General features: G+C 73.7%; 23 protein-coding genes. 7 read left to right on the top strand and 16 right to left on the bottom strand.

The annotated features are described in order from the left end of the window. Positions 1-25: 25 nt before the first annotated feature. The gene (locus ABZS66_RS20080; RefSeq protein ID WP_354759674.1) at positions 26-1,147 is read right to left on the bottom strand and encodes a lytic polysaccharide monooxygenase; all 1,122 of its coding nucleotides are present in this window, start codon (positions 1,145-1,147) and stop codon (positions 26-28) included. A 133-nt stretch (positions 1,148-1,280) separates the two neighbouring features. Next, positions 1,281-2,024, bottom strand: a complete 744-nt coding sequence (locus ABZS66_RS20075) for a 3-oxoacyl-ACP reductase family protein (protein WP_354759672.1) — start codon at positions 2,022-2,024, stop codon at positions 1,281-1,283. A gap of 79 nt (positions 2,025-2,103) precedes the next feature. On the opposite strand from ABZS66_RS20075, the gene ABZS66_RS20070 reads away from it, so the two are divergent. After that, positions 2,104-2,532, top strand: a complete 429-nt coding sequence (locus tag ABZS66_RS20070; protein ID WP_354759670.1) for a hypothetical protein — start codon at positions 2,104-2,106, stop codon at positions 2,530-2,532. Next, a complete protein-coding gene (locus ABZS66_RS20065; RefSeq protein ID WP_354759668.1) occupies positions 2,529-5,033 on the top strand; it encodes a DUF4132 domain-containing protein in 2,505 nt (834 codons plus the stop codon). The genes ABZS66_RS20070 and ABZS66_RS20065 overlap by 4 nt, the downstream gene beginning before the upstream one ends. A 10-nt stretch (positions 5,034-5,043) precedes the next feature. Here ABZS66_RS20065 and ABZS66_RS20060 read toward each other — a convergent pair whose 3' ends face one another. The 4 genes from ABZS66_RS20060 to ABZS66_RS20045 all read right to left on the bottom strand — a co-directional run bounded on the left by ABZS66_RS20060 (position 5,044) and on the right by ABZS66_RS20045 (position 9,988). Continuing rightward, complete coding sequence (locus ABZS66_RS20060) at positions 5,044-7,029, bottom strand: amino acid transporter (protein WP_354759666.1); 1,986 nt, start codon at positions 7,027-7,029, stop codon at positions 5,044-5,046. 10 nt (positions 7,030-7,039) lie between these two features. Beyond that, the gene (locus ABZS66_RS20055) at positions 7,040-8,143 is read right to left on the bottom strand and encodes a magnesium and cobalt transport protein CorA (RefSeq protein ID WP_354759664.1); all 1,104 of its coding nucleotides are present in this window, start codon (positions 8,141-8,143) and stop codon (positions 7,040-7,042) included. Between the two features lie 69 nt (positions 8,144-8,212). After that, on the bottom strand, positions 8,213-8,605 hold the full coding sequence (locus tag ABZS66_RS20050; RefSeq protein ID WP_354759662.1) for a hypothetical protein: 393 nt from the start codon (positions 8,603-8,605) through the stop codon (positions 8,213-8,215). Positions 8,606-8,614: 9 nt separating this feature from the next. Continuing rightward, positions 8,615-9,988: an MFS transporter gene (locus ABZS66_RS20045; RefSeq protein ID WP_354759661.1), complete on the bottom strand. Its 1,374-nt coding sequence runs from the start codon at positions 9,986-9,988 to the stop codon at positions 8,615-8,617. Positions 9,989-10,205: 217 nt separating this feature from the next. Between ABZS66_RS20045 and ABZS66_RS20040 the strand changes: the two genes are divergently transcribed. Continuing rightward, positions 10,206-10,961: a lipase gene (locus ABZS66_RS20040; RefSeq protein ID WP_354759659.1), complete on the top strand. Its 756-nt coding sequence runs from the start codon at positions 10,206-10,208 to the stop codon at positions 10,959-10,961. Here ABZS66_RS20040 and ABZS66_RS20035 read toward each other — a convergent pair. The 4 genes from ABZS66_RS20035 to ABZS66_RS20020 form a co-directional block, all read right to left on the bottom strand. Then, positions 10,958-11,773 (bottom strand): ABC transporter permease, encoded by an 816-nt coding sequence (locus ABZS66_RS20035; protein ID WP_354759657.1) that lies wholly within the window; start codon positions 11,771-11,773, stop codon positions 10,958-10,960. The two genes, ABZS66_RS20040 and ABZS66_RS20035, sit on opposite strands and share 4 nt — an antisense overlap. After that, positions 11,770-12,681: an ATP-binding cassette domain-containing protein gene (locus tag ABZS66_RS20030; RefSeq protein WP_354759654.1), complete on the bottom strand. Its 912-nt coding sequence runs from the start codon at positions 12,679-12,681 to the stop codon at positions 11,770-11,772. Before ABZS66_RS20030 ends, ABZS66_RS20035 begins: the two co-directional genes overlap by 4 nt. Then, a complete protein-coding gene (locus ABZS66_RS20025; RefSeq protein ID WP_354759652.1) occupies positions 12,678-13,712 on the bottom strand; it encodes a hypothetical protein in 1,035 nt (344 codons plus the stop codon). The genes ABZS66_RS20030 and ABZS66_RS20025 overlap by 4 nt, the downstream gene beginning before the upstream one ends. A 218-nt stretch (positions 13,713-13,930) precedes the next feature. Next, on the bottom strand, positions 13,931-17,563 hold the full coding sequence (locus tag ABZS66_RS20020) for a SpoIIE family protein phosphatase (RefSeq protein WP_354759650.1): 3,633 nt from the start codon (positions 17,561-17,563) through the stop codon (positions 13,931-13,933). Between the two features lie 91 nt (positions 17,564-17,654). Between ABZS66_RS20020 and ABZS66_RS20015 the strand changes: the two genes are divergently transcribed. Further along, positions 17,655-19,265: an AMP-binding protein gene (locus tag ABZS66_RS20015; protein WP_354759648.1), complete on the top strand. Its 1,611-nt coding sequence runs from the start codon at positions 17,655-17,657 to the stop codon at positions 19,263-19,265. A 188-nt stretch (positions 19,266-19,453) separates the two neighbouring features. Further along, positions 19,454-20,116: a GntR family transcriptional regulator gene (locus ABZS66_RS20010; protein ID WP_354759646.1), complete on the top strand. Its 663-nt coding sequence runs from the start codon at positions 19,454-19,456 to the stop codon at positions 20,114-20,116. A 94-nt stretch (positions 20,117-20,210) separates the two neighbouring features. Here the strand turns inward: ABZS66_RS20010 and ABZS66_RS20005 are convergent, their stop codons facing one another. After that, positions 20,211-21,014 (bottom strand): DUF2127 domain-containing protein, encoded by an 804-nt coding sequence (locus tag ABZS66_RS20005; RefSeq protein WP_354759644.1) that lies wholly within the window; start codon positions 21,012-21,014, stop codon positions 20,211-20,213. 38 nt (positions 21,015-21,052) lie between these two features. After that, positions 21,053-21,841, bottom strand: coding sequence for a phosphatase PAP2 family protein (locus tag ABZS66_RS20000; RefSeq protein ID WP_354759642.1), 789 nt, complete (start codon positions 21,839-21,841; stop codon positions 21,053-21,055). A 116-nt stretch (positions 21,842-21,957) separates the two neighbouring features. On the opposite strand from ABZS66_RS20000, the gene ABZS66_RS19995 reads away from it, so the two are divergent. Further along, positions 21,958-22,764: a maleylpyruvate isomerase N-terminal domain-containing protein gene (locus ABZS66_RS19995; RefSeq protein ID WP_354759640.1), complete on the top strand. Its 807-nt coding sequence runs from the start codon at positions 21,958-21,960 to the stop codon at positions 22,762-22,764. A 55-nt stretch (positions 22,765-22,819) separates the two neighbouring features. After that, positions 22,820-23,119: a hypothetical protein gene (locus ABZS66_RS19990; RefSeq protein ID WP_354759638.1), complete on the top strand. Its 300-nt coding sequence runs from the start codon at positions 22,820-22,822 to the stop codon at positions 23,117-23,119. On the opposite strand, the gene ABZS66_RS19985 is transcribed toward ABZS66_RS19990, so the two are convergent. From ABZS66_RS19985 to ABZS66_RS19970, 4 genes are read right to left on the bottom strand one after another with little or no spacing between them, the layout of a single operon-like run. Continuing rightward, positions 23,116-23,319 (bottom strand): ferredoxin, encoded by a 204-nt coding sequence (locus ABZS66_RS19985; protein ID WP_354759636.1) that lies wholly within the window; start codon positions 23,317-23,319, stop codon positions 23,116-23,118. The genes ABZS66_RS19990 and ABZS66_RS19985 overlap by 4 nt on opposite strands. Then, the gene (locus ABZS66_RS19980) at positions 23,316-24,509 is read right to left on the bottom strand and encodes an NADH-ubiquinone oxidoreductase-F iron-sulfur binding region domain-containing protein (RefSeq protein WP_354759634.1); all 1,194 of its coding nucleotides are present in this window, start codon (positions 24,507-24,509) and stop codon (positions 23,316-23,318) included. The genes ABZS66_RS19985 and ABZS66_RS19980 overlap by 4 nt, the downstream gene beginning before the upstream one ends. Then, the gene (locus ABZS66_RS19975) at positions 24,506-25,228 is read right to left on the bottom strand and encodes a ferric reductase-like transmembrane domain-containing protein (protein ID WP_354759632.1); all 723 of its coding nucleotides are present in this window, start codon (positions 25,226-25,228) and stop codon (positions 24,506-24,508) included. Before ABZS66_RS19975 ends, ABZS66_RS19980 begins: the two co-directional genes overlap by 4 nt. Beyond that, a complete protein-coding gene (locus ABZS66_RS19970; protein ID WP_354759630.1) occupies positions 25,225-26,418 on the bottom strand; it encodes an FAD:protein FMN transferase in 1,194 nt (397 codons plus the stop codon). Before ABZS66_RS19970 ends, ABZS66_RS19975 begins: the two co-directional genes overlap by 4 nt.

The raw sequence follows: 26,418 nt of genomic DNA, 5'->3' as shown, positions 1-26,418 counted from the left end.
TTCAGTGACGGATCAGGGAGACGGGTCAGGGACTGGTGCAGGTGAGGGTCGGCGCGGTCGCGGGGGCCGTGCCGGTGGCGTTGAAGCCGAACGAGGTGCTCGCCCCGGGCCCGAGGACGCGGTTCCAGTCGACGTTCTTCACCGCCACGTTCGGCGGCTGGCTGACGACGGTGCCGTTCCACGGTGAGCCTTCGAAGCCCTGCCCGTTCTGGTACGTCCAGCGGACCGTCCACCCGTTGAGGGTTCCGGTGCCGTTGTTCTTCACGGTGACCTCGGCCTGGAAGTGCCCGGCCCAGCTGGACGGGATGATCTTCCAGGTCGCGGTGCAGCCGCCGGTGCCGGTGCCGCCGGACGGCGATGCCGACGGTGACGCCGACGGTGAGGCCGACGGTGACGTGGAGACCGAGGGACGCGGCGACGGCGACGACGAGACGGACGCCGAGGGTGAGGGGTTGGTGGTACCGCCGATGCCCGTCACCTCGCCGTTACCGCCGTCGAAGACGACGTCGGAGCAGCTGAAGAAGTTCTCCTGGCTGTCCGAGCGGACCCACTGGATGTACAGGATGTGCCGCCCGGACTTGCCGGCCGGCAGCGTGGTGTTCCAGTAGTAGTAGTTGAGGCCGCCGGCCGGGCCGGACTGCGGCGGGTCGGTCGAGCTCCAGAACGACTCCAGGTCACCCCACGCGAGCGGAGTGGTCGGGTTCCAGCCGTTCTTGGTGATGTACACGTGGAACGTGCCGGGGTGCGCGGCCCAGTTGCTGTAGCGCAGCTGGATCGTCGACCCGGCGGTCAGGTGGGTGGTGGGCCAGTCGGTGCGGGCGGCGTTGTACGCGGCGTACTTCGTGGTGCCGGCGCCGCAGATCTGGCCGTCCGGGATGAACCCGGTGGTACGGCCGTTGGCGTCGGAGCGCAGCACGCCGAACCAGTCGTAGAGCGGCTGCTGGCCGCCCTGGGCGACGGCGTCGGCGCACGCCGGGTTGGTGGGGATGATCTGGCCGTTGGACCGCAGACCGTCCACATAGCACAGATAGGTGCGGCTGCCTGGGGCCATCGCGACCCCGTGCGCCCGGGCCGGCGACGGCGCGACGAGCAGCGCCGCCACCAGTCCGAGCACCAGCACCGCAGCGCGTCGCGCAGTGATGGGCAAGGCGGGCTCCTTCCTCGAACAGGTACGCGCCATGTTCGGGACCGAAGCCCGGCTGTGCCAAAGATGATGTTCAAACGCCGGGTAAAACCGTGAAAGTTCCACGGTTGTGGATGGATCAGACGGCTCAGGCGGCTCAGATGGTGAAACCGCCGTCGACGTTGACCGTCGCGCCGGTGATGTAGCGGCCGTCCGGGCTGGCCAGGAACGCCACCGCGGCGGCCACGTCGGACGGTGCCGCGTAGTGGCCGAGCGCGGTGAAACCGTTGATGACCTCGGCGTTCGGGCCGTCCGCCGGGTTGAGGTCGGTGTCGGTCGGTCCCGGGTTCACCAGGTTCACGGTGATGGCCCTCGGCCCGAGCTCCCGCCCGAGGGCCTTCGTCAGTCCGATGAGTGCGGTCTTGCTCGTGCTGTACAGCGAGAAGCCGGGAAACACGGCGCGCTCGGCCACGTTGGAGCCGATGTTGATGATCCGGCCGCCCGCCGGCATGTGCCGGACCGCGGCCTGCGCCGCGACGAACGGCGCCCGCACGTTGACCGCCACGGTCTGCTCGAAGGCCTCCAGCGTCAGCTCCTCCAGCGGCCCGAGCAGGAACGCGCCGGCGTTGTTGACGAGGATGTCGAGCCGTCCGAGCTCCCCGGCGACCTGCTCGACCGCGGTGATGACGGCGGCGGGGTCGGCGCTGTCGGCCCGGACGGCGACGGCCCGCCGCCCCTGTGCGCGGATCCCGTCGGCGACGGCCTCGGCCCGTTCCCGGTTCTCCTGATAGGTGATCGCGACGTCGGCCCCGTCTCCGGCAAGCCGCTCGGCAACCGCTTTCCCGATCCCGCGGCTGCCACCCGTCACGAGCGCCACCTTGCCGCCAAGTGCGTTGTTCATAATCTGAAGCCTGCCCCGTTTTCCCAGGCCGGTCTGGCGGCGATCGGACGCCGCGTTTCCGTGGGCCTAGGATGTCGTGGTGCTCGTCGAAGTACAGGTGAAGGTTCCCGGACGCGGACGCGACGACTTACCGGTGGCGCGGATCGCGGTCGACGGCGACCTCACGGCCGGCGAGCTGATCGACCTCGCCGTGCGGGAACAGATCCGCCTCCTGGCCGCGGACGGGGAGCGCTGCCGCGCGGCGCTGGACCGGCAGTACCTGTCGCCGGAGGACGTCCAGGCGCAGTCCCTGACGGGCGTGGTTCGCCTGTCCCAGCCGCGCGGCGACGGCGGGCGGCCCGGCCCCGACCCGGTGGTCGAGGCGGCCCGGGCCCGGCGCGCGTTCGAGCGGGGCGTCTTCGTCGTCTTCGCCGGCGGCCGCCAGCTCGAACGCCTCGACGACCCGGTCCCGCTCCGCCCGGACGAGCCGGTGCTGTTCCTGCGCCTGACCCCGCTGGCCGGCGGATGAGCGCGCCGTTCGAGGTGCCGGAGCAGTACCGCCAGGCGCTCGCCCAGCACCGCGCCGTCCTCGGCGACCTGGCGACCCGGGCCGCGGACGCCGACCGGTCCACGTTACGTACGCTGGCCGCCGAGATCCTCGAGCACCTCGCGGCCGGCGACCGCAGCATCGGCGGCCATCTGCGCTGGAACGTCCGCGACATCGTCGAGTCCCTCGACGCCGTGTACGACCGCGTGTTCCCGGTCACCGATCCCACCGATCCGGCCGACCTCCTGGACGTGCCGTGGCCGGTCCCGGCGCGCCGCGAACTGCTGGCGAAGCTCGTCGAGGACCGGTGGTTCCGCCCCGAGCCCCTCGCCGAGCGCGCCGTCGCCGCCGGCGACGTGCGCCTGCTGCACCTGATCCTCGACAACCCGTTCCAGTCCCTGACCCCGCACGTGGCCCGCCAGGTGCTGGACGCGCTGTACGCGGCCGGCGCCCTGGATGTCCCGACGGTGCAGCGCGCGCTCCGGCAGCACCGGTACCTGTGGACGGCGGTCGCGAGTACGGACCCGGCCGGCTGCTCGTCCTTCGTCCGGGACGTCCTGGACGAGGTCGTCTGGCGCGGCGACTGGCCGGCGGACCGGCGGTCCGAGCTCGGGCGCCCGCGCGGCCTCCGGTTCGTGCTGCGCGCCCTCGACCCCGGCCCTGCCGGGCCTGCGGGGTCCGCTGGGTCCGCGGGGTCCGACCGGGACACCGTGATCCTGCTCGGTGGGGCGGAGCTGACCGACGCGGAGCGGCTGGAGCTCGTCTCCTGGCTGGCTGCGCGACCGCGGGAAACCGCGGTCGACGCGTTCCGGCTGCGGTTACCGGCCGGCGACGCCGAGATGATCCTGCCGGTGCTCGGCCTGGAAACGGCGATCCCGCTGTTCCGGATCTGCCGGATCGCGGCGGTGGAGACGCGGGGCGAGGGGCACGGACCGCACCGGTACGACGTTTCCGAGATCCGCGACGCCGCGGAACGGGCGGGAGACGACGGAACGCGGGCGCTGCTCACGCTGACGCCCAGCGAAGCGGTCGGCGCCGCGCTCGGCACGAACCGGGCCGCCGTGGAGAAGCGGGTCAAGCACAACGCCCTCGACGGGATCGCCGCGTACGGCCTGCTGCCGCTCACCGACGGGGAAACGGTTTCCCAGCGCTACGCGCACCTGCGGGAGGTCGCCAAACGGGGCGCCAAGCTCGGCCCCAACCGGCGGCACAGCCACGCCGCCGCGATCGACGTCGCGCTCGACCACCTCGCGCAGGTGGCCGGGTTCGCCGACGCCGGCCTGCTGGAACGGTTCTGTGAAGCCGGGATCGCGCAGGAAACCGCCGAGCTGCGCGTCGGGCCGTACACGGCGACGGTCCGCGCCGACGGGGCCGACGCCGTCATCGAGGTCGTCAAGGCCGGCCGGCCACTGAAGTCCGTGCCGGCCGAGGTGCGCCGCGATCCCGGCTACGCCGACCTGCGCGAGCGGCAGGAACGCCTGCGGGACCAGGCCCGGCGGCTGCGCACCGGGTTCCTGGAACGGCTCGTCGCCACCGGCGGCACGGTGACCCCCGTCGAGCTCGAAGACCTGCTCCGGCTCCCGTCCGGCGCGGCGATGCTGCCCGACCTGCTCTGGCTCGACGAGCACGGCACGCTCGGGATGCTCGCCGACGTCGATGTCGCCACCACATTGACGGCGGTCCACCCGTTCCACCTCTTCGAGCGCGGCCTGCTCGCGCAGTGGCAGGCCGAGATCGTCCACCGGCGGGTCCGGCAGCCCGTCAAGCAGGCGTTCCGGGAGCTGTACCTGCTGACGCCCGCGGAGCGCGAGGCCGTCACCAGCTCGGCAAGGTTCGCCGGGCACCGCGTCGACGGGAAGGTCGCCGGGCAGCTGCTGTCGGCGCGCGGCTGGACGATCCGCGACTCGTACGACGACCCCCAGGTCGCGAAGCCCGCCGGCCCGGGCCTGACCGCCGCCCTGCGGTGCGACTACCACGGCTACTTCGGCCGGGGCGACGTCCTGTTCGGCGACGTCGCCCTGCTGCGTGACAAGGCTCCGGCACCCCTGGAAAGCGCGCACCCGGTCGTGTTCTCCGAGCTCATGCGCGACCTCGACCTCGTGGTGTCGGTCGCCGGGACGGACCCGGACGGGTACGCGTCGCCGCTGCAGGCGGAGAGTCGCGCCCAGCTGCTGGGCGTGCTGATCCGCACCCTGGGACTGGCGAACGTCGATGTCGAGGGAGTGACGGCGGTCGTTCGCGGCAGCCGCGCGCGGTACCGTGTCCACCTCAACAGCGGCAGCATCCACGTGGAGCCCGGCGGCTACCTGTGCGTGGTGCCGCGCTCGTTCGGCGCGACCCGCCACGGCCGCCTGTTCCTCCCGTTCGCCGACGACGACCGGGTGACGAGCGTCGTGCTGAGCAAGGTCCTCCTCCTCGCCGAGGACGAGAAGATCACCGACGAGTCGATCCTCGCCCAGCTGCGCGCGCTGGAGCGCCAGTGATCGCGCGGGATCAGCCGCCGACGTGGATGCCGGGGCGCCTGGCCGGGTCCGGCTCCGCCGAGCGGATGATCTCGCGGACCACCGGGGCCGTGTCGCCGCGGCCCAGGATGAGGTAGCGGAACAGGTGGCCCAGGGGGTTGCCCTCGGCCCACTCGAAGTACGCGTGCGGCCGCACACCCGTCGCGTCGCGCAGGGCGAGCAGGATCGCGGCGATGGCGTTCGGGGCGGCCGGGCTCTCGGTGCGCAGCACGCGGAAGCCGCCCACGTCGACGCCGTGGACCGTGAGGGTGCCGCTGAACGTCGACGGATCGACCACCGTCACCTCCAGGAACAGCACGTCGGCGCGGCCCGGGACCGGGTTGAGGCCGCGCTGCTCGGCCTCCTTCGTCTCATACTCGGCGGCGTCGCCGGCCTGCCGGCGGTTGGCGACGATGTTCAGCTCGCCGTCGTGCTCGATCGACTCGGTGACGAAGCGGCGCGCCTCGTCGTCGAGCTCGATGCCGTCGGCGCGCAGTTCGGTCGTGCGGGACGCCCGGGAGACGAGGGAGACGAGCACGATGCCGGCGATGAACACCGCCGAGATCGCGATGCCGTCGGGCTTCTCGACGACGTTGGCGCCCAGGGCGTACAGCAGGATCAGCGTCAGGACGGTGAACATCACCGTCGCCAGGCGCTGCTTCGCGCGGGCGGCCGAGATGGTGACCGCGACGGCGCCGGAGACCATCATGGCCAGGATGCCGGTCGCGTAGGCGCCGGCCTGCGCGTTGACGTCGGCGCCGAACGCGATCGTGATGCCGATGCTGATGGCCGTGTAGACGATGACGATCGGGCGGACGGCGCGGCCCCACTCCGGCGCCATGCCGTAGCTCGGGAGGTAGCGCGGAATGATGTTGATCAGTCCGGCCATCGCCGACGCGCCGGCGAACCAGAGGATCAGCACGCTGCTGATGTCGTAGACCGTGCCGAACATCTCGCCGAGCTTCTCGTGCGCCAGGTACGCCAGCGCGCGCCCGTTCGCCTCGCCGCCCGCCTCGAACTTCTCGTGCGGGATGAGCACGGTCGTGATGAAGCTCGTCGCCACGAGGTACACGGACATGATGGCGGCGGCCACGGTGAGCAGCTTCTTGGTGTTGCGCAGCCGGGAGGCGCGGCGCTCCTCGTCGGTCCGGCCGTCGGCGGCGACGAGCGGCATCATGCTGACCCCGGTCTCGAACCCGGACAGGCCCAGCACCAGCGACGGGAACGCGATCAGCGCGGGCAGGATCAGCGACCCCACGCCGCTGCCGTGCTCGGTGGTGAGCGCGTGCTGCCAGTTCGACAGCGCGCCGGCCGTGGTGAACACGTCGACGAACCCGACGACCACGATGACCGCGTTGAGCAGCAGGAACACCGCGACGAGCGGGATCGCGACGGCGACCGCCTCGCTGAAGCCGAGCAGGAACACGAAGCCGAGGATGAGCAGCAGCACGACCGTGACGAGCACCTCGTGGCCGTGCAGGAAGTGCGGGAACACCGGGTTCTCGATCATGTGGACCGAGGCGTCGGCGGCCGACAGGGTGATCGTGATGATCCACGAGGTGGCCACGAACCCGAGCAGGACCAGCACGAACAGCTTGCCGCGCCAGAACGGCAGCAGGTTCTCCAGCATCGCCACCGAGCCCTGGCCGTGCGGGCTCTCCTTGGCGACGCGGCGGTACATCGGGAGCATCCCGAGCAGCGTCAGCGCGACGATGAGCAGCGTCGCGAGCGGCGACAGCGCGCCGGCGGCCAGCGCGGCGATGGCCGGCAGGTAGGACAGGGTGGAGAAGTAGTCGACGCCGGTCAGCGTCATGACCTTCCACCAGGCCTGCGGCTTGGCGTGCGACTCGTCGCTCTCCGGGCCGACCGGTGCCACCCGGTTGGCCAGCAGCCAGCGGCCGACCGGCCCGCCGGGCCGTTCGCGGGGGGCCGGGCTGGGCAGCTTCGCCGGCAGCAGGTACTCGGGCGTCGTCGTCATCGCAGCGTCCTTACAGCCAGCCGGACCGGCGGAACAGCCGGTGGAGCACGAGCGCGCCGGTGAGCATCACCAGCAGTACCGTGGCAAACCCCCACTGCCAGTTCAGCCCGGGGATGTTGCCGAAGTTCATGCCGTAGATGCCGGCAATGGCAGTCTGCATGGCGGCGATGGCGGCCCACGCCGCGATCTTGCGCATGTCGTTGTTCTGGTCGAGGCCGACCTGGGCCAGCCGGGCCTGCAGGATCGAGTCGAGCAGCTCGTTGTACGACCCGACGCGCTCCACGACCTGGAGCAGCCGGCCGTGGACGTCCTGGAAGTACTGCTTGAGGGCGGGCGGCATGTCGACCGGGGTCTCCGTGGCGCGCTTCAGCGGCGGCTGCAGCGGCAGCACCGCGCGCTTGAACTCGACGAGCTCGCGCTTGAGCTGGTAGATCTGCTGGACGTCGCAGCCGCCGACGCGCAGGAACGCGGTCTCCTCGAGCTTCTCGACGTCGCGTTCGACGTGGGTGGCGACGTCGTGGTACAGCTCGACCATGCGCTCGATCACCGCGTAGCCGACCGCCCACGGTCCGTGCACGAGCAGCGCCGGCCGCCCCTGCAGCTGCTCGCGCACGTCGGCGAGCGCGCCGGCCGCGCCGTGCCGCACGCTTACCACGAAGTGCCGCCCGATGATCAGCGTCACCGCGCCGGTGTCGACGACCTCGGAGGTGGCCGTGAGCTCGGCGTGATCGACGTACCGCGCGGTGCGCACGGTCAGCACGGTCACGTCGCCGCGCTGCTCCAGGCCGGGCCGCCGGTCGGCCGCGAGGGTCTGCTCGACGGTCAGCTCGTCGATGCCGAGCAGGTCGGCGACCCCGGCGAACTGTGCCCAGCTCGGCTCGAACAGGCCCAGCCACACGAAGCCGTTGCGGCGGCGCCGGGCCGCCTCGACCGCCTCCGCGAACGTGGGCCGGCCGGGCTGCCGCACGCCGCGCACGTAGAGCGCACAGTCGACGATCGCTCCGTCACGGTCGGGGCTGGGCAGCATCTGCGGCAGGTGCTCCGGCGGCTGAAACGGCCGCAGCATGCGGCCGAGCGCCCGCCCGACCCGCCGGCCGACCCTGACCTGCTCCACGCCGGAACCCCTCTCGCGCCGCTCGTTCCGGCGACACGCTACCGCGTCGGTGCACGGCGGGGTCGAAGTCTATCGGCCATCCGCTTGCAGCGGCTGGTCATCCAGCTGTACCCAGAACAGGAACCCGAGCACCAGCAGTGCCCCGAGGAACACGGCCCAGCCGAGCGCGACGCCGGCGACGGTGACCACGACGCACTGCACGACCAGCGCGACCATGCTCAGCCGCCGGGCCGGCCGGTGGCGCAGCGCGGCCAGCCCGAGGAAGGCGCCGAGCGCGGCGAGGGCCAGGCCCAGGACGACGGCGGTGACCCGGAGCGCGACCTGGGCGTGGGCGGGGTCGGCGCCGTTGAGCGACATCGAGTAGGCGTCGATGACCCCGCCGAGCACGAACAGCAGACCACCGACGACCAGGCCCTCCGCGAGGATCCCGGCCGCCGCGAGGAGCTGGGCGACCATGCGCATCCGGTCAAGTTACTCCCGGGTAGCCGCGTCTTCAAGTCCTTCGATTTTGTCGTACCCCTGGTGCAGGATCGTGGCCACGAGGACGAGCGCGGCGCCCGCCGCCCCTGCCGCGACGAGCAGTGCCGCGCCCGCGCCCCACCACTGCCAGGCGACGCCGAAGAGGACCGAGGAGGCCAGATATGCCAGCGCCTGCCCGCTCTGCACGAGCGCGATGCCCGTCGTGCGCAGCCGCTGCGGGAGCAGCGGCCCGGCCAGGGCCATCAGCACGCCGTCGGTCGCGGCGTAGAACGCGCCGTAGAGCGCCACCGTGACCACGAGCGCGGCCCAGCCGCCGGGCCGCAGCGCCAGCAGCAGGTAGACGGCGGCGAGCGCGCCGAAGCCGCCGAGCCACACCCGCCGGCGGCCGATCCGGTCGGCGAGGGCGCCCATCGGCAGGGCCAGCAGGAGGTAGGCGAGGTTGGTGCCGACGGCGAGCAGCGGGAACCAGCCGGTGGCCAGGTCGTGGTGCTGCTGGAGCACCAGGTAGACGAAGCCGTCGCCGATCGTGGCCAGGCCCATGACGACGGCCGCGGCGACGACGAGCCGCACCTCGCGGCGGCGCAGCAGCCCGGCGGCGTCACGCACCGAGACGGGCGGCCGGCCGGTCGCGGCCGTGACGGGCGCCGGCATCGGTCGCGGGGCCTGTGGGGGTGCGGGCTCCGCTGTGGTCGGCGCGGGCTGCGGGGCCGGCGGAGGCGGTGCGGGCGGGGCCGGGGTGTGGCGGGGCTCGTGGACGAACAGGACCAGGACCAGGACGCCGAGGAGGGCGATGCAGAAGCTGGTGACGAAGACCGCGTCGAAGGCCTGACCGCCGGCCGCGGCCAGGACGGCGATCGCGACCAGCGGGCCGGCGAACGCGCCGACGCTGTCCATCGTGCGGTGGACGCCGAACGCGCGGCCCAGCCGGTCCGGCGGGGTCGACAGGGTGATCAGGGCGTCTCGCGGCGCGGTGCGCAGGCCCTTGCCGGCCCGGTCGGCGACGATCGCGGCGCCGATGCCGGGCACCGACGAGCCGGCGGCCAGCAGGCCGAGCTTCGCCACCGCCGACAGGGCGTAGCCGGCCCCGGCGACCGTCTTGCGGCGGCCGGCCCGGTCGGCGAGGTAGCCGCCGGCGAGGCGCAGCAGGGCCGTCGCGCCGGTGTACAGGCCGTCGACCACGCCGAACGCGGCCGGGCCCAGGTGCAGGCCGAGCACGAGGTACAGGGGGAGGACCGCGGTGACCATCTCGGACGACACGTCGGTGATCAGGCTGACCGCGCCGAGCGCGACGACCGTGCCGGCGATGCGGCCGCGGGCCGCGGACCCGGACGGCCCGCCGGGCTTGTCCACGGTGGACAGGTACACGCGGTGCCTCGTCTCGGAGCGCGGGGAGGGGGCTCCACATCGTGGGCAGCGGCCATGAGGCAGCGTTGACACCCACACGTGCGCGCGGTGAACAGTTCGGTACACATCGATACGCTGGAGTGCCGGGCGAGGTGCCACATCGCCGAGGGCCACCTGGACCTGGACCTTCGCGACATCGGGTACGTGCGGGCGGTGGTTCCGGGGTAGTGCGTCCGGCATGAGCCCCCGCCGGCGCGCGATGTTCGTCGTCCTCGCGGCGATCGCGGTGCTCGTCGCCGGGGCGGGCGGGGTGCGGTGGCTGGTGCTGCACGAGCCGCGGGGGGTGCCCGCGCAGGGCGATCCGGGTGCGGTACTGCTGGTGCCCGGCTACGGCGGCAACGCGGCCGCGCTCGACACGCTGGCCGTGGAGCTGCGCGCCACCGGGCGGGCCGTGCGCGTCGTGGAGCTGCCCGACGGCGGCACGGGCGACCTCAACGGGCAGGCCGACGCCCTCGACGACGCCGTCACCGACGCGCTGCGCCACGCCCCGTCCGTGGACCTGGTCGGGTACTCGGCCGGCGGGGTCGTGGCCCGGCTGTGGTTCGAGCGGTTCGACGGCGAGCACAAGGCCCGCCGCATCGTCACGCTCGGCTCACCCCACCACGGCGCCCGGCTCGCGGCGACGGGCGCCGCCGCGCTGCCGGGCGCCTGCCCGACCGCCTGCCAGCAGCTCGCCCCGGGCAGCGCCCTGCTCGACACGCTGCCCGAGCCGGTCCCGCGCCCGCCGCAGTGGCTGAGCATCTGGTCGGAGCAGGACCAGACGGTCGTCCCGCCGGACTCGGCCCGGCTGGCCGGCGCGGTGGACGCCGACATCCAGCGCCTCTGCCCGGGCCGCCAGGTCAGCCACGCCCAGCTCCCGACGGACGCCTACGTGACCGGCCTGGTCGCCGACGCACTGGGCCCGGCCGGCATCCAGCCGCCGATGCCCTGCTAGGTCGTGACGTCCTTGGTGGCGAAGTTGGCCCAGGCCAGGCCCAGGAAGACGGCCACGTACACGGCCTGGATGCCCAGGCCCCGCTCGATGTCGCGCCACAGGATCGGTTCGCGGAAGAAGTCGATCCAGGCCAGCCAGTAGCGCGTCGGCAGGTACGGGCGGATCGCCGACGCCGCGTCCAGGGCCACGAACAGCTGGCTCGCCACCAGCGCCGCGATCGCGCCCAGGGTCGCGCCCAGGGCCGAGTCGGTCACCGTGGACAGGAACAGCGCGATGGTGCCCACGCCGAGCATGGACAGCGCGATGTAGCCCGTCGCCGCGCAGATCCGCAGCGCCACCTGGCCGCCGCTCAGGGCCGGGCCGGAGACCGAGGTGACCACGTCGCCGCCGGGGCCGGTGGGGAGCAGCAGGACGCCGACGAGGTACCCGCTGACCACCACGGCGACGACGGCGGCGACGACGAAGGCGGTCAGCGCCACGAGCTTGGCGACGAGCAGCCGGGTGCGGCCGACCGGGCGCGCCACGAGGTACCGCAGCATCCCCACGCTCGCCTCGCCGGCCACCGAGTCGCCGCCCACGACCGCGACCGCCACCGGCAGGAACAGCGGCAGCACGATCGCGAGCGCCGCCGCGGGGAACAGCGACCCGTTGGCCAGCACGGCGGAGAGGAACGCGGGGCCCTCCCCGGCCGCGGTGCCGACCCGGGTGGTGGCGAGCAGGACGGCGACGGCCGCGGGCAGCAGGCAGAGCAGCCCGACGCTGACCCAGGTGCGCGGCCGCCGAGCGAGCTTCTCCAGCTCGACAAGGATCATTGCGACTCCGTGGCGATGTGGTCGGCGCCGGCGCCCGTGGCGGCCAGGACGACCTGTTCGAGGGTCCGCCGCTCGGGGGCCAGCTCGGTCACCCGCAGCCCCTCGCCGACCAGGTGCGCGTTGAGCGCGGCGGCGTCCGCGTGCCGGACCGCCAGGCGGTCGCCGGCCCGGTGCTCGACCCGGCCGTCGAGGAGCGCGACGACGCGGTCGGCGTCCGGGGTACGCAGGACGACCCGTCCCGTCAAGGCGCGCAGCGTGGCCAGTTCGTCCTGGCGGACCAGGCGGCCGTGGTCCATGATCCCGACCCAGGTGCACAGCTGCTCGACCTCCGCGAGGAGATGGCTGGAGACCAGCAGCGTGGTCCCGGCCGCGTTCACCTCGCGCAGCAGCTCGCGGATCTCGTGGATGCCCTGCGGGTCCAGGCCGTTCGTCGGCTCGTCGAGCACCAGCAGCCGCGGCGCGCGCAGGAGGGCCGCGGCCAGGCCGAGGCGCTGGCGCATGCCGAGCGAGTAGGCGCGGACCGGCCGGTGGTCGATGCCGCCGAGCCCGACCCGGTCGAGCGCCTCGTCGACGCGGCGGCGCCGGGTGGCCCGCGACGAGCGGCCGGCGGCGTCGAGGAGGCGCAGGTTGGCCCGGCCGGAGAGGTGGCCGTACGCGGCCGGGCCCTCGACCAGGGCACCGACGTCGGGCAGCACCTCGCGCAGCCGGCGGGGGACCGGGCGGCCGAGCAGGGTGATCTCGCCGCTGGTCGCGAACACCAGGCCGAGCAGCATCCGGATCAGCGTCGTCTTGCCGGAGCCGTTCGGCCCGAGCAGCCCGAAGCGCGACCCGTCGGGCACCGACAGGGCGACGTCGTCGACCGCCGTGAGGTGCCCGTACCGCTTCGTGAGCCCGCAGGTCTCGATCACCGCAGGTCCGCCTGGGCGCGGGTGAGCAGCGCCGGGGTGACGAACCCGGCGAGCAGGTAGGTCCGGCGGGACGGTCGGGTCACCAGCACCGTCAGCATCCCCGACCGCACGACGTCGCGGGCGGCGGCGAGGGTCCGCTCGCCGAGCCGCCCCGGCACCGCCACGACGACGAACCGGGACAGCCCCGCGCCGTAGACGGCGACCGCCTCGACCGGCCCGGGCACCCGGGCGCGCCCGGCCAGGCTGCCGGGCAGGCTCGCACCGGCGACGGTGTTCAGCGCCGACACGACGTCGGGCTGGGCGGTCGTGACGAACCCGGACGTCGGCGAGCCGCGCGGCCGGAGCACCGACGTGGGCGGCGCCGAGCGGCGCAGGTCCAGGAACCGCGACGTGAACGCCGACGCGACGTCGACCCGCAGCGGCAGCCCGGTCGCCGGGTCGGCCCACACGTCGACCCGCCGGATCGTGGTGTCCGGGTCGGCGGGCGTGAGGCGCAGCCCGGCGGCCGCGACCCCGGCGACCCGCCGCCCCGGCAGGGACCGCATCGGCACGCCGGGCCCGGCGTCGGTGAGCAGCCGCCGCGCGAGCTCCGGCGGCAGCAGGTCGGCCGCGCGGGGCAGCCGCACCACGGGCTCGCCGGTGAGTTCGGTCCACAGGTTCCGGCTGAAGTCCCAGGTGTACGTCCCGTCGGCGGTCCGGTAGGTGTCGCGCTCGCCGACGGGGTCGAGGACGGCGACCCGCCAGGCCTGCGGCGAGGCGTGCCACACGCGCATGCTCGTGGTCCCGCCGAGCAGCCCGGCGACGTCGCTGAGCTGCGGCAGGTCGGGCAGCACGACCGTCCCGCGCGTTTCGACGTACCCCTGGAACGCCGTCCCCGCGGAGTCGAGCATCCGCTGCCGCAGCGCCAGGGGCGGCACCCGTTCGGCCCCGGCGGGCGCGGCGGCGATCCCGGCCGGGACGGCGACGAGCACCGCCAGCGCCACGGCGACGACGATCCACCGCCGCCGCGCCTCGCGCCGGACCACGCTCACCGCTCCAACGGTAGGACGACCTCCGGCGCCGGACGGCGCGCTGGCGCCCGCCTCATCCGCACCCCTCACCCGTCGGCAAGGAGCGCATCGAGAGCACCATCAGCGTCACGAGCGTCTGCGACGAGTGGCCCGACACCGCCGCCACCTACTGGCAGGGTGAGGAGGGCAAGAAGGGCGACGTGCTCTGCCTGGGCGCGAACAGGAAGTAGCCGGCACGGTCAGATCGACCGCATGCACCAGACGGCCTTGCCGTCGGCCGTCGGGCGGGTGCCCCACCGGTCGCACAGCGACGCCACGAGCTGCAGGCCCCGGCCGTGCTCGTCGTCCGGGGCCGGCCGCTGCTTGCGCGGCAGGTAGGGCGCCGTGTCGTGCAGTTCGAGCACCACGTGCGTCGCCGTGCGGCGCAGCCGCAGCTGGATCGGCGGGCGGCCGTGCAGCACGGCGTTCGCCGCCAGCTCGCTCACGACCAGGGTCATGTCGTCGACGACCCGCGGCGGCGCCTCCCAGCGGCGCAGCGTCGTGCCGACCAGGCGCCGGGCGTCGCGCACGGCGCGCTCCTCGGCCGGGATGTGCTGGATGACCGACTGTTCGTCGCCGGGCTCGCCGACGACCCGGGTGAGCAGCAGCGTGATGTCGTCGTCGGGGCCGTCGGGCAGGAGCCGGGCGACGAGCTGGTCGGGCACGTCGCCGAGCGGCCCGGCGATGTCCCCGACGAGCGCGGCCAGGGCGAAGATGCCGCTGTCGAGGTCCCGGTCGCGGTGCTCGACCAGGCCGTCGGTGTACAGCGTGAGCAGCGACCCGACGGGCAGCTCGATCCGCTCCTCGGCCAGGGTGATCGGCCCGGTGCCCAGCGGCGGGCCGGACGACGTGAGGGGCCGCGGCGCCGTGCCCGGCAGGAGCAGCAGCGGCGGCAGGTGGCCGGCGTTGGCGTACGTCAGGCTGCGCTCGCCCGGGTCGTAGACGGCGTAGACGCAGGTGACGATCTGGTCCTCGCCCAGGTCGCGGACGACGCCGTCGAGGTACTCCAGGACGTCGGCCGGCGGCAGGTCGAGTCGCGCGTAGGCGCGCACCGCGGCCCGCAGCTGCCCCATCACCGCGGCGGCCCGCACCCCGCGGCCCATGACGTCGCCCATGACGAGGGCGGTGCGGTCGGCGCCGAGCTCGATGACGTCGTACCAGTCGCCGCCGACCTGCGTGCCGGCCACGCCCGGCCGGTAGTAGGCGGCGAGGTCGAGGTGCTCGGGGTTGAGCCGGACCGGCGGCATGAGGCTGCGCTGGAGCTCGTCGGCGATGCGGTGCTCGCGGGCGGCGGCCTCCTGCGCGGCCGCGGCGGCGGCGATCGCCTGCTCGGCCCGCCGCTGCTCGGTGATGTCCTGGTTGGAGCCGCGCAGGCGGGCCGGGTCGCCGGTGGCGTCGCGCTCCAGCTCGCCGATCGTGCGGAAGATCCGCTGCGACCCGTCCGGCAGGAACACCCGGGCCTCGTAGTCCAGCGGCGCCCCGGTCGCGGCGGCCGCGAGGGCCGCCTCGACGTGGGCCCGGTCGTCCGGGTGCAGGTGGTCGACGAAGAAGTCCCGATCGAGGGCGGTCACCCCGAACTGGCGCCGGAACTCGTCGGAGCCCTCGAGGTCGCCGGTGCGCAGGTCGAGCTCCCAGCTGCCGACCGAGGCCAGCCGCTGCGCCTGGTCGAGCAGCCCGCGGCTGCGCTCCAGCTCGTCGCGGGTGCGGCGGAGCCGGTCGAACTCCAGGTTGGAGCGCACCCGGGCGCGCAGCTCGCGCGGTGAGAACGGCTTGACGAGGTAGTCGTCGGCGCCGGCCTCGAGCCCCTCGACGGTCGCCTCGTCGCCGGCGCGGGCGGAGAGCACGATGACCGGCAGGTGCGCGGCCCCGGACTCGCGCAGCGCCGCGAGGAGGCCGAACCCGTCGAGGTTCGGCATCATCACGTCGGTGAGGACCAGGTCGGGCGGGTCGGCCCGGACCAGGGCCAGGGCCTCCACGCCGTCGGCGGCCTCCAGCACCCGGTAGTCGCCCTCCAGGATGCGCCGGATGTAGTCGCGCATGTCGGTGTTGTCGTCGACGACGAGCACGCGCGGGCCGGTCGCCGCCGGCGACACCGGGGCCGGCAGCGGCGCGCCGACCCAGCGGTCCACCTCGGCGACGTAGCCGCGCAGGTCGGGGGTCAGCGCCGGGTCGTCCGAGGAGGAGCCCACCGCCGGGCCGAACGGGATGCGGACGGTGAACGTGGTGCCCTCGCCGACCGCGGAGCGCACCCCGACCGTGCCGGCGTGCAGCGCGGTCAGCTCGGCGACCAGCGCCAGGCCGATGCCGGAGCCCTCGTGGGTGCGCGAGCGGGTGCCGGTGACCCGGTGGAACCGGTCGAACAGCGCGCCCTGGTCGGCCGGGTCGATGCCGACGCCGGTGTCGGTGACGCTCAGCTGCGCGAACCCGTCGCCGGCGTCGGCGAGCCGGACCGCGATCGTGCCGGTGAACGTGAACTTCAGCGCGTTCGACAGCAGGTTGAGGATGATCTTCGACCACATCTCGCGGTCGGCGGCGACCGGCCGGGGCAGCGGCGGGCAGTCCACCACGAGGGCCAGCCCGGCCCGCTCGGCCGCCGGGCGGAACATGCCGGCCAGCTCGGCGGTGAGCCGCGCCAGGTCGAGCGCCTCCAGCCGCGGTTCGAGCCGGCCCGACTCCAGCTGCGAGAAATCCAGCAGCGTGTTGACGAGCTTCAGCAGCCGCTCGGCGTTGCGGTGCACGACCTCGATCCGGTCCCGCTGGTCGGGGCGCAGCGGGGAGGCCAGCGCGTCCTCGGCCGGCCCGAGCAGCAGCGTCAGCGGGGTCCGGAACTCGTGGCTGACGTTGGTGAAGAACGCCGTCTTGGCCCGGTCGAGCTCGGCGAGCTGCTCGGCGCGCTGCCGCTCGGCGTCGTAGGCGCGCTCGGCGGCGATCCGGGCGGCGATCTGCCCGGCGAGCAGGTCGAGGAAGCCGCTGTACCCCTGGTCGAACGGCCGGTACCGGTTGAGCCCGACGGCGAGAAAGCCGTACGGCCGGCCGCCGCCCTCCCGGGCCAGCGGCACGAGCCGGACCTCGGCCGGCGGCTCCGGCCACGCACCGGCCGGCAGCCCGGTGAACCCGCCCAGGGTCAGCGGGACGGCCCGTTCGAGCTCGCCGAGCGGCCACGTCGCCGGCTCGCGCAGCGGGTGCCCGGCGGGCACGCCGGTGCTGGACGCCAGGTGCGCCCCGCCGTCGTCGTCGAACAGGAAGGTGAGGGTGAACGGCAGGTCGTCGTCGCGGGCGGCGAGGTGCCGCTCGGCGACCGCGAAGACGCCGCCCTCGCCGGCGTCGGAGCCCAGGTCGCGCAGGGTGGCCATGCGCCGCTCGGCGATGACCCGCTCGGTCTCCTCGCTGACGACGCACAGCATGCCGGTGATGGCGCCGTCGTCGTCGGTGAGCGGGCTGTAGGAGAACGTGTGGTACGTCTCCTCGGTGAAGCCGCTGCGGTTGAGGAACAGCCGCAGGGCCTCGTCCCAGGTCGCGACCCCGGTGTCGATGACGGTGCGGATGCGGGGGCCGATCTCGGGCCAGATCTCGGCCCAGACGTCGCTGGCCGGGCGGCCGAGTGCCCAGGGGTACTTCTTGCCGAGGGTGTCGCGCCGGTAGGCGTCGTTGCACAGGAACGTGAGCTGCGGCCCCCACGCCATCCACATGGAGAACCGCGAGCCGAGCAGGATGCGCACGACCGAGCGCAGGCTCTGCGGCCAGCCGCCGGGCGGGCCGAGCGGGGTGGCGGCCCAGTCGACGGCCGCCAGGTCACGGCTGACCTCGGTGTCACCGAAGAAGAGGTCAGTCATGACGCCCAGGGTACGGGCACGGGGCCCGGGCCGCCGATGTCCAGGGCGCGCATCCCTGGAGGAGCCGCGGGCCCGGTGGCATCGTGAGTCCATGTCGCTGTCATACGCCGTCGGCCTGGCCGGCGTCCCCCTGCTCGGCGAGACCATCGGCGCCAACCTCGACCGCACCGCCGCCCGCGTGCCCGGCGCCGACGCGCTGGTCGACGTGCCCACCGGCCGCCGCTGGACATACGCCGGGCTGCACGCCGACGTGGAGGCCGCCGCGCGCGGGCTGCTCGCCCGCGGGGTCGCGAAGGGCGACCGGGTCGGCATCTGGGCGCCGAACTGTCCGGAGTGGACCATCCTGCAGTACGCCACCGCCAAGATCGGCGCCATCCTGGTCAACATCAATCCCGCGTACCGCACCCACGAGCTGCGATACGTGCTCGAGCAGTCCGGCGCCGGCCTGCTGGTGGCCGCGGAGCGGCTGAAGACCTCCGACTACCGGGCGATGGTCACCGAGGTCCGCCCGTCGCTCGACGACGTGATCTTCATCGGTGACGGGCCGCTGTTCACCGACCTGGCCCCGGAGGCGGCCCTGCGGGAGCGCGAGGCGACGCTCACCTTCGACGACCCGATCAACCTCCAGTACACCTCGGGCACGACCGGCTTCCCCAAGGGAGCGACCCTGTCGCACCACAATATATTGAACAACGGCTATTTCGTCGCCGAGGCGCAGGGCTGGACCGAGCACGACCGGGTCTGCCTGCCGGTGCCGTTCTACCACTGCTTCGGCATGGTGATGGGCAACCTCGGCGCCACCACGCACGGCGCCTGCATGGTGATCCCTGAGCGCTCGTTCGACCCGGCCCCCACGCTGCGCGCGGTGCAGCAGGAGCGCTGCACCGTCCTGTACGGCGTGCCCACCATGTTCATCGCCGAGCTGGCGCTGCCCGACTTCGCCGGCTACGACCTGTCGAGCCTGCGCACCGGCGTGATGGCCGGCTCGCCGTGCCCCGTGCACGTGATGCAGCAGGTCATCGCCGACATGGGCATGGCCGAGGTGACGATCTGCTACGGGATGACCGAGACGTCGCCGGTGTCCACCCAGACCGGCCGCGACGACGACCTCGACCGGCGGGTGTCGACGGTCGGCCGGGTCGGGCCGCACCTCGAGGTCAAGGTGATCGACCCCGAGACCGGCCTGGTCGTACCGCGCGGCACCCCGGGCGAGCTGTGCACCCGCGGGTACAGCGTGATGCTGGGGTACTGGCGGCAGCCCGCCGAGACGGCCGAGGCGATCGACAGCGCCCGCTGGATGCACACCGGCGACCTCGCGACGATGGACGACGAGGGCTACCTGAACATCGTCGGCCGGATCAAGGACCTGGTCATCCGGGGCGGCGAGAACGTCTACCCGCGCGAGATCGAGGAGTTCCTCTACACCCACCCGGACATTGTCGACGTGCAGGTGATCGGCGTGCCCGACGCGCGCTACGGCGAGGAGCTGATGGCGTGGGTGCGGCTGCGGGAGGGCGCGGCGGCGCTCACCGCGCAGGCCGTGCGCGAGTTCTGCGCCGGGCGGCTGGCACACTACAAGATCCCACGGTACGTGAAGGTCGTGGACGGCTTCCCGATGACCGTCACCGGCAAGGTTCGGAAGGTGGAGATGCGTGAGACATCCATGCGTGAGCTGGGCCTGAGCACCGAACGGACCGCCTGACTTTCGCCATTCGCGGCGCGGTTGCCCCCGTCGACTCAGCCGCACCACGGATGGCGAACGTCCGATCGTATATGATTGTGGGGAGCCTCCGCCGATGTCAAGAGCGGAATTCGCACGTGCAACTTGAGCCTTCCAAGCCTTCTGAGCCCCCCGCGGCTTCCGTGCCCGCCAAGCCCTCCGCGGGGTCCGTGCCGTCCAAGCACGAGCTGGCCTACCGGGAGATCCGCGAGCGGATCCTCGACGGCCGCTACGGGCCGGGGCACCGGCTCGTCCTGAGCAGCCTCGCCCGCGAGCTCGACGTGAGCCCCGTGCCGGTCCGCGAGGCGATCCGCCGGCTGGAGGCGGAGGGCCTGGTCAGCTTCGCCCGCAACGTCGGGGCCCGGGTCGCCACGCTCGCGGACGAGCAGTGGGAGCAGCTGGTCGAGATGCTCGCACTGCTCGACGGCTACGCGTTCGCGGCGGCGGCCCGGCGCGTGACGAGCGCGCAGATCGCCGAGGCCCGGCAGCTCAACGCCGCACTGCGCACCGGCGCGGCGGCGAGCCGGCTCGACCACGGCGAGATCATGGCGCTGCACCGGCGGTTCCACCGCGCGCTGTACTGCCGCTGCGGCAACCAGTACATGATCGACGCCCTCGACGGGATCTGGGACCGCATCGACGCGTCGCGGGTGCTCGCCTCGCTCTACCCGCAGGTGCGCCTGAGCGCCGCCGTGGACGAGCACGACCGCCTGCTCGACCTGCTGGAGGCGGCGGAGGACCACCCGGAGGTGCTGGAGACGGCGGCGCGGGAGCACAACCTGAACGCGATCCGCACGATCCGCGGGAGCGTCGGGCGGGAGTCCGCCAAATAAGAAGACCGGCATCCACGGGGGAAGATGCCGGTCTCGCGTTCAACTATACGACGCCAATCCGTTTCCCGCCAGAGGCAGTTGCGCGATCAGCCGGTCACCGAGCGCCGACGGGGACCTTGGGGTCGCGCAGCCCGCGGGGCAGGGTCGGCTCGTGCGCGGCGATCTCGACCTCGAGCAGGCTGGTCTCGTGCCGCTCGGCCGCGTACGCGGCGTGCCCGCCGCGCAGCCCGAACAACCGCTTCGACAGCAGGATGTACAGCACGGCGGCGATGTTCACCACCAGCGCGCCGACACGCAGCCAGGTCACCTTCTCGGTGAGCTCGTAGATCTCGACCGGCAGGCCGAGCGAGGTGGCGACCACGGCGAAGTACTCACCCCAGCGCTTGAGCATCCACAGGCCGACGCCCTCGACGAGCTGGAGCACCCCGTACAGCGCGAGGCCGGCGGCGACCCACAGCAGCGTGCGCGACTCGGCCTCGATGACGGTCCGGATCGTGTGGATCATGGCGGAGTCCTCGAACCGCCAGCCGATCTTGTCGGCGAACGGCCGCAGCAGCGGCAGGTCCTCGTTGAACGCCCGCTCGACGCCGTCGCGGTGGCTGCGGAAGTGGAACACGCCGTACGCCGCGGCCAGCACGAGCAGGCCTTTCACGAACCGCTCGACCGACAGCACGCGCAGGATGAGCGCGTCGCGCAGGGCCCGGCCGCGCAGCACGATCGGCGCGTCCTCGGCCGGCCCCCTCGCCTGCGGCTCGCCGACGACGAAGTCGCCGCAGCGCAGGCACCGCCAGGCCGGGCCGACCGGCGTTGTCGCCTCCAGGCGCTCGCGGTAGGCGTCCTCGGCGGGAACGTACGTGACGTGTCCGCGCCGGGCGCAGGTGCGAAGGTTCCAGTCCACGTGACCTTGATAGCGCAGCCGCGCTCGTTGCGCGCGGGTCAGGTCGGCTTTCCGGCGCTGTGTGCCGTCTCGGCACGCTGCAGCTGCAGCGGTACTGCCGGAAGCTCAAGCTCGCGCTTGGCGGTCGCGGCCAGCAGGCCGGCCACCAGGCCCCCGGCGACGGCCCCGTCGAGCCAGTAGTGGTTGGCGGTGCCCACGACGACGATCATGGTCAGCACCGGGTGCGCCACCCACAGCCAGCGCCACTTCGTCCTCGTGGCCACGATGAGCCCGGCCGCGACGACGATGGCCCACCCGACGTGCAGCGACGGCATCGCCGCGTACTGGTTGCTGAGCGTGTCGGTCTCCGGCGGCCCGTACACCGAGGGCCCGTAGACGGCGGCGGTGTCGACCAGGCCGAGCCCACCCAGCATCCGCGGCGGTGCGAGGGGGAACGCGAAGTGGATCAGCAGCCCCATCGCGGTGAGCCAGGCGAGCATCCGCCGGAACCGCAGGTAGTGTTCGGGCCGGAAGAAGTACATGAACAGCAGGAACGCGATGGTCGCCGGGAAGTGCACGACCGCGTAGTAGAGGTTCGCGCCGCGCACGAGCGCCTCGGCGCTGAGCAGCAGGTGCTGGACGTCGGCCTCGCCGGGCAGGCGCAGCGCCCGCTCGAAGTCCCAGACCAGATCCGCGTTGGCGTAGGCGGCGCTCACCCGCCCGTCGACGACCAGGCGCCCCACCTTGTAGGCCAGGAACAGCCCGACGACCAGTAACAGCTCGGTCCATGCACGTGGTCGTATCCTCGTGGCGCTCTGGCGTTCACCCGATACGACCCCCGTGTTCATCAGCAGAACGTACCTGATGTTGCCAAGCAGGCAATATTGCTGATCGGGCAGTCTCCCCGAGTCGTGCGTCACAAGAATGTTTATGCTTCAAGTTGTTCCCCGTCTTGAGGAGTGCCATGACCACGCGAGCCGATCAAGCGATCGCCGCTCTCCGTAAGGGCCACGACGAGCTGACGGCGCTGGTGCGCGGGCTCACACCGGAGCAGCTGCGCGGCCCGTCCGCCGCCGCCGAGTGGGACGTCTCCCAGGTGGTCAGCCACCTGGGCAGCGGCGCCGAGATCAACCTGGAGGTCGTCCGCCGGTCCCTGGCCGGCGACCCGCCGCCGGACTTCGAGTTCAACAAGGGCGTGTGGGCCCGCTGGGACGGGATGACCCCGGAGGAGCGGCAGGCGTCGTTCCCGGTCGCGAACCAGCGCCTGGTCGAGGCGTACGAGGCGTTCACCCCGGAGCAGCGCGGGTCGCACCGCATCGACGTGGGCTGGATGCCGGAGCCGGTCGACGTGGCCACGTCGGCCGTGCTGCGCCTGACCGAGTTCGGGTACCACCAGTGGGACGTCCGGGTGGCGTTCGACCCGGCGGCGGCCCTGGACCCGGCCGCGGCCGCGCTGATGAACGACCGCATCGAGGGCATGTTCAACTGGATCGCCAAGCCGGACCGCCTCGACGGCCGCACCGGGACCCTGCTCGTGACCCTGACCGACCTTGACGAGCGGTTCGCGCTGCGCGTCGACGCCGACAAGGTCTCCCTCGTACCGTCGGACGCTGACGCTGACGCTGACGCTGACGCGGAGCTCTCGCTGCCGCTGGAGGCCTGGCTGCGCCTGGCCGCGGGGCGCCTCGGCGCGCCGTACACGCCCTCGTCGGTGAAGGCGACGGGCGTGTTCTCGCTCGACGACCTGCGGGCGCTGTTCCCCGGCTACTGACCGCTGCGGGCCACGGGGCAGCACGCGCCCCGGCGGTTCGCTAGGGTGCGCTCTCATGTTCTGGAGGATCTTCGGCAATCGATATGGCGCCGTCGCGATCGGCGTCCTGCTCCTGGTGTTGGTGTTCAGCCCCTGGGGCTCGGGCGGCAAGGCGCTCTGCGGCGGCGTCGAGATGCGGACGACCGACACGTGCGAGGAGACCCGCAACGGCAAGACCACGGTCTCCTCGTACGACGAGGAGAAGCGCAGCCAGAGCCTGGCCCGCTACGGCTTCATGGCCGCGGGCTTCCTGCTCGTGCTGGGCGGCGCGACGATGATCGTCGTCCGCGCCGTCCGCAAGCCCGCCGCCGCCTAGGTTGGCGTAAGCCGCAGCGCCATGAGCGGGCAGTGCTCCACGGCCAGCTTCGCGTGGCGCAGGACGGCGTCCGGGATCTCCCGGGCGCCGTCCCGGCTCAGGGGGTAGCCCCACTCGTCGGCGACGAGGACCTCGGGCAGGAGCTCCGAGCAGTGTCCCCGCCCGTCGCAGCGGGTCCAGTCGACGTGCAGGACGCTCATCCTTCGATGCACCAGCCTTCCCGGTGGGCCTCGATGTCGTCGGCGAAGGCGGCGAGCGCGCTGCGGACCAGCCGCACGGTGCCGTCCGGATGTGCGCAGGCGCCACGCCCGCTGACGATCCGCGCGATCCGCGCCACCTCCGCGGCCTGCGGGACGGCCTGCTCGGCGGCCTGCGGGACGGTTTGCTCGGCGGCCTGCTGGACGGCCTGGGCCAGGGCGGCCGCGAGGCGCGGCAGGCCGTTGCGGCACGGGCCGCACTGCCCGGCCGACTCCCGGGCCAGGTACGCCACGATCCGCGCCGTCTCGGCGAGCCCGCACCGGCCCGCCGCGAGCACCGCGACGACCCCGGCCCCGGGCGACGCCCCGAACGGCGCCAGCCCGGCGCGGCTGATCGGCAGCCCGGCCCGGGCCGGCACCCACGCACCGTGGAAGCCCCCGATCAGGACATGCCGCGCCGGTACCGCCAGGCCGCCCGCCCGCTCGATCGCGAGCCCCAGCGGGGCACCGCACGGCAGCTCGTACACGCCGGGCGACCGGACCGCGCCGGTGACGGTCGCCAGGAACGTTCCCGGCTCGTCGGCGGTGCCCACCGCGCGGAACCAGCGCGGCCCGTGGCGGGCCACGAGCGCCAGGTGCGCGAGCGTTTCGACGTTCTGCACCAGCGTGGGCGCGCCCCTGACGCCGGCCTCGGTGATCCGGCGGAACTTGTCGCGGGGAACCGCCCGGCGGCCCTCGATCGCGGCGACGACGGCCGACTCCTCGCCGGCCAGGAACGTCGGCGCGGCCGCCTGGAGGGTCACGGGCACCGGGTCCCGGCGCGCGGCCAGGAGCCGTTCCAGCCGCGGTACCGCCTGGTGCGCGACGTGCAGGTAGGCACGCGACGCGCCGACGGCGCCGGCGGCCAGCTGCAGGCCGTCGAGGACGAGCCCCGGGGACCGCTCCAGCAGGACCGCGTCCTTGGCGCTGGCCGGCTCACCCTCGGCGCCGTTACCGACGACCACCGCGTCCCGGCGCGCCTTGCCTTCCCGCCGCGCGTTGCGGACCGCTTCGAGCTTCCGGTACGTCGGGAATCCGGCGCCGCCGCGCCCGGTGAGGCCGGCGTCGCGGACGAGCTCGATGAGCCGCTCCGACGGCGCGTACGGCGGCGCGTCGTGCATGCCGTCGTGGGTTGCGAGCAGCCGCGCGGTCATCGCACACCGCTGCCGGCTCGGACCGACACGGGGATGCCGTTTCCCCGGGTGTCCGGTCGGGGCGTGCCGGGCGCGTCTCCCTGGGTCGCCCGGGTCGTTCCAGGCCCGTTTCCCCGGGCGGCTGGTCGGGTCGTTCCAGGTGCGTTTCCTTGGGCGGCTGGTCGGGGCGTTCCAGGTGCGTTTCCTTGGGCGGCGGGTCGGGGCGTGCCGAATGCGCGGACCGCGACGGCGGCCAGGACCGCAAGGAGGCTCACTCCGGCGACGGCCTGCAGCCACCAGGTGCCGGCGTCGGAGCCGGCGCCGAGCGCGTGCAGCCAGGCGGCGGGCCAGCAGGCGTAGGCGAGCCAGTGCACCGCGCGCCAGGCGCGGACCCCGAGCCGCTGCCGCAGCAGGCTGGTCACGACCACGGCGGCAAGGAGGTCGACGCCGAGCGTGCCCAGTCCGGTCCACAGTGGACGGTATTCGGCACCGAACGGCAGGACCAGGTCGGCCAGGCGCAGCTGCGCGTACGGGTCGAAGAACAGCGTCACGACGTGGACACCGACGAACGCGACCGCCAGCAGCGACGCGTTGCGGTGCACGAGCGCCACCCCGAACCGGGGCAGCCCGAATGCGGGCCGGCTGCGCCGGTTCGCGACGCCGAGCACGACGACCACGGTGAGCAGGACGAGCGCGGTGACGCCGGTGCCGCGGGCCAGGTACCACAGCGCGTCGCTCATGCGGGCCACCCGACCGTGGTCAGGACCGAGCCGTCGGCGGCGACGAGCCGCGCCGGGGCGCCCTGCCGGGCGAGCCAGCCGTGCCCGGCGACCCCGCGCACGACGGCGGCGGTGCTGAGCGTGTTGGCGAGCAGGCAGGTGCGGGCCGACACGGTCACCGTGCGCCACACCGGCTCGGCCGGCCGCGCGGTGCGCGGGTCGATGATGTGGTGCAGCCGCCGGCCACCGGCGCCGGCCCATCGCCGGCTGATCGTGCTGGACGTCGCGATCGCCGCTCCGCCCGGCAGCCGTACCGTGCACGCCGGCTGCCCCGGCCGGTCCTGCACGAGGACCCGCCAGCCCCCGGCGGGCGCGGCGCCGGCGGTGGCGATGTCACCGCCGAGCGAGACGAGCACCCCGCACCCGAGCATGTCGGCGACGAGCCGCGCGCACCGGTCGGCGGTCCAGGCCTTGGCCGTGGCCCCGAGGTCGAGCCGCACCCCGGGAGGCACCGTCAGCCGCCGCCCGTCGAGCCGGACGTGCCGCCAGTCGGCGGTCGGGTACACGATCAGCCGCACGGTCCCGGACCGCTCGTCCCCTTCCGTGCCCGGCCCGAGGTCAACGGGCCGCGCGGCGGCCATGCCGAAGTCGGTGGGGCCGGGCGGATCGACCCGGCGCCGGGCGAGCTCGAACGGCGCCGGCCCGAGCACGGTGGGCCAGCCGGCCCGCACCGCGATGGACCCGTTCCCGGCCGTCGGCGGGTTCCCGGATCGCGTGTTCCGGTGTCCGGCGGCGTTCCCGGCGGTTGGCTCGTTTCCGGATCGTGTGTTCCCGCGTGCGGCGGCGTTCCCGGTGGCCGGCCGGGGCGAGCTGGACAGCGCGGCGAAGTCGCGGTCATAGCCGAGGTCGGCCAGGGTCGCGGCCACGGTCGGGTCCACGTCGCCGTCGGTGTCCCGGGCCGCGCGCAGGGCGGCGCCGACGAGGTCGGCCAGCAGTGGGCTCACCATGACCGGGCGGCCGGCGGCGCGGTACACCCGCTCCAATTCGGTGTCCCGGCGGAACCGGCTGCACGCCACGTCGACCGCGGCGAGTTCCTGCCGGACGAGCCCGGCGGCGTCCTCGAGCGCGGCCGGGTCAGTGACCACGACCCGGACGGTCGTTCCCCAGGCCTGCCACTGCGCACAGCCGTCGCCGGTGGGGAGATGCTCCAC

It is taken from the genome of Dactylosporangium sp. NPDC005572 (assembly GCF_040605515.1).
Lineage (GTDB): Bacteria > Actinomycetota > Actinomycetes > Mycobacteriales > Micromonosporaceae > Dactylosporangium.
The sequence above is the reverse complement of the archived record's forward strand: the minus strand, read 5'-3'. Positions and strand labels throughout refer to the sequence as shown.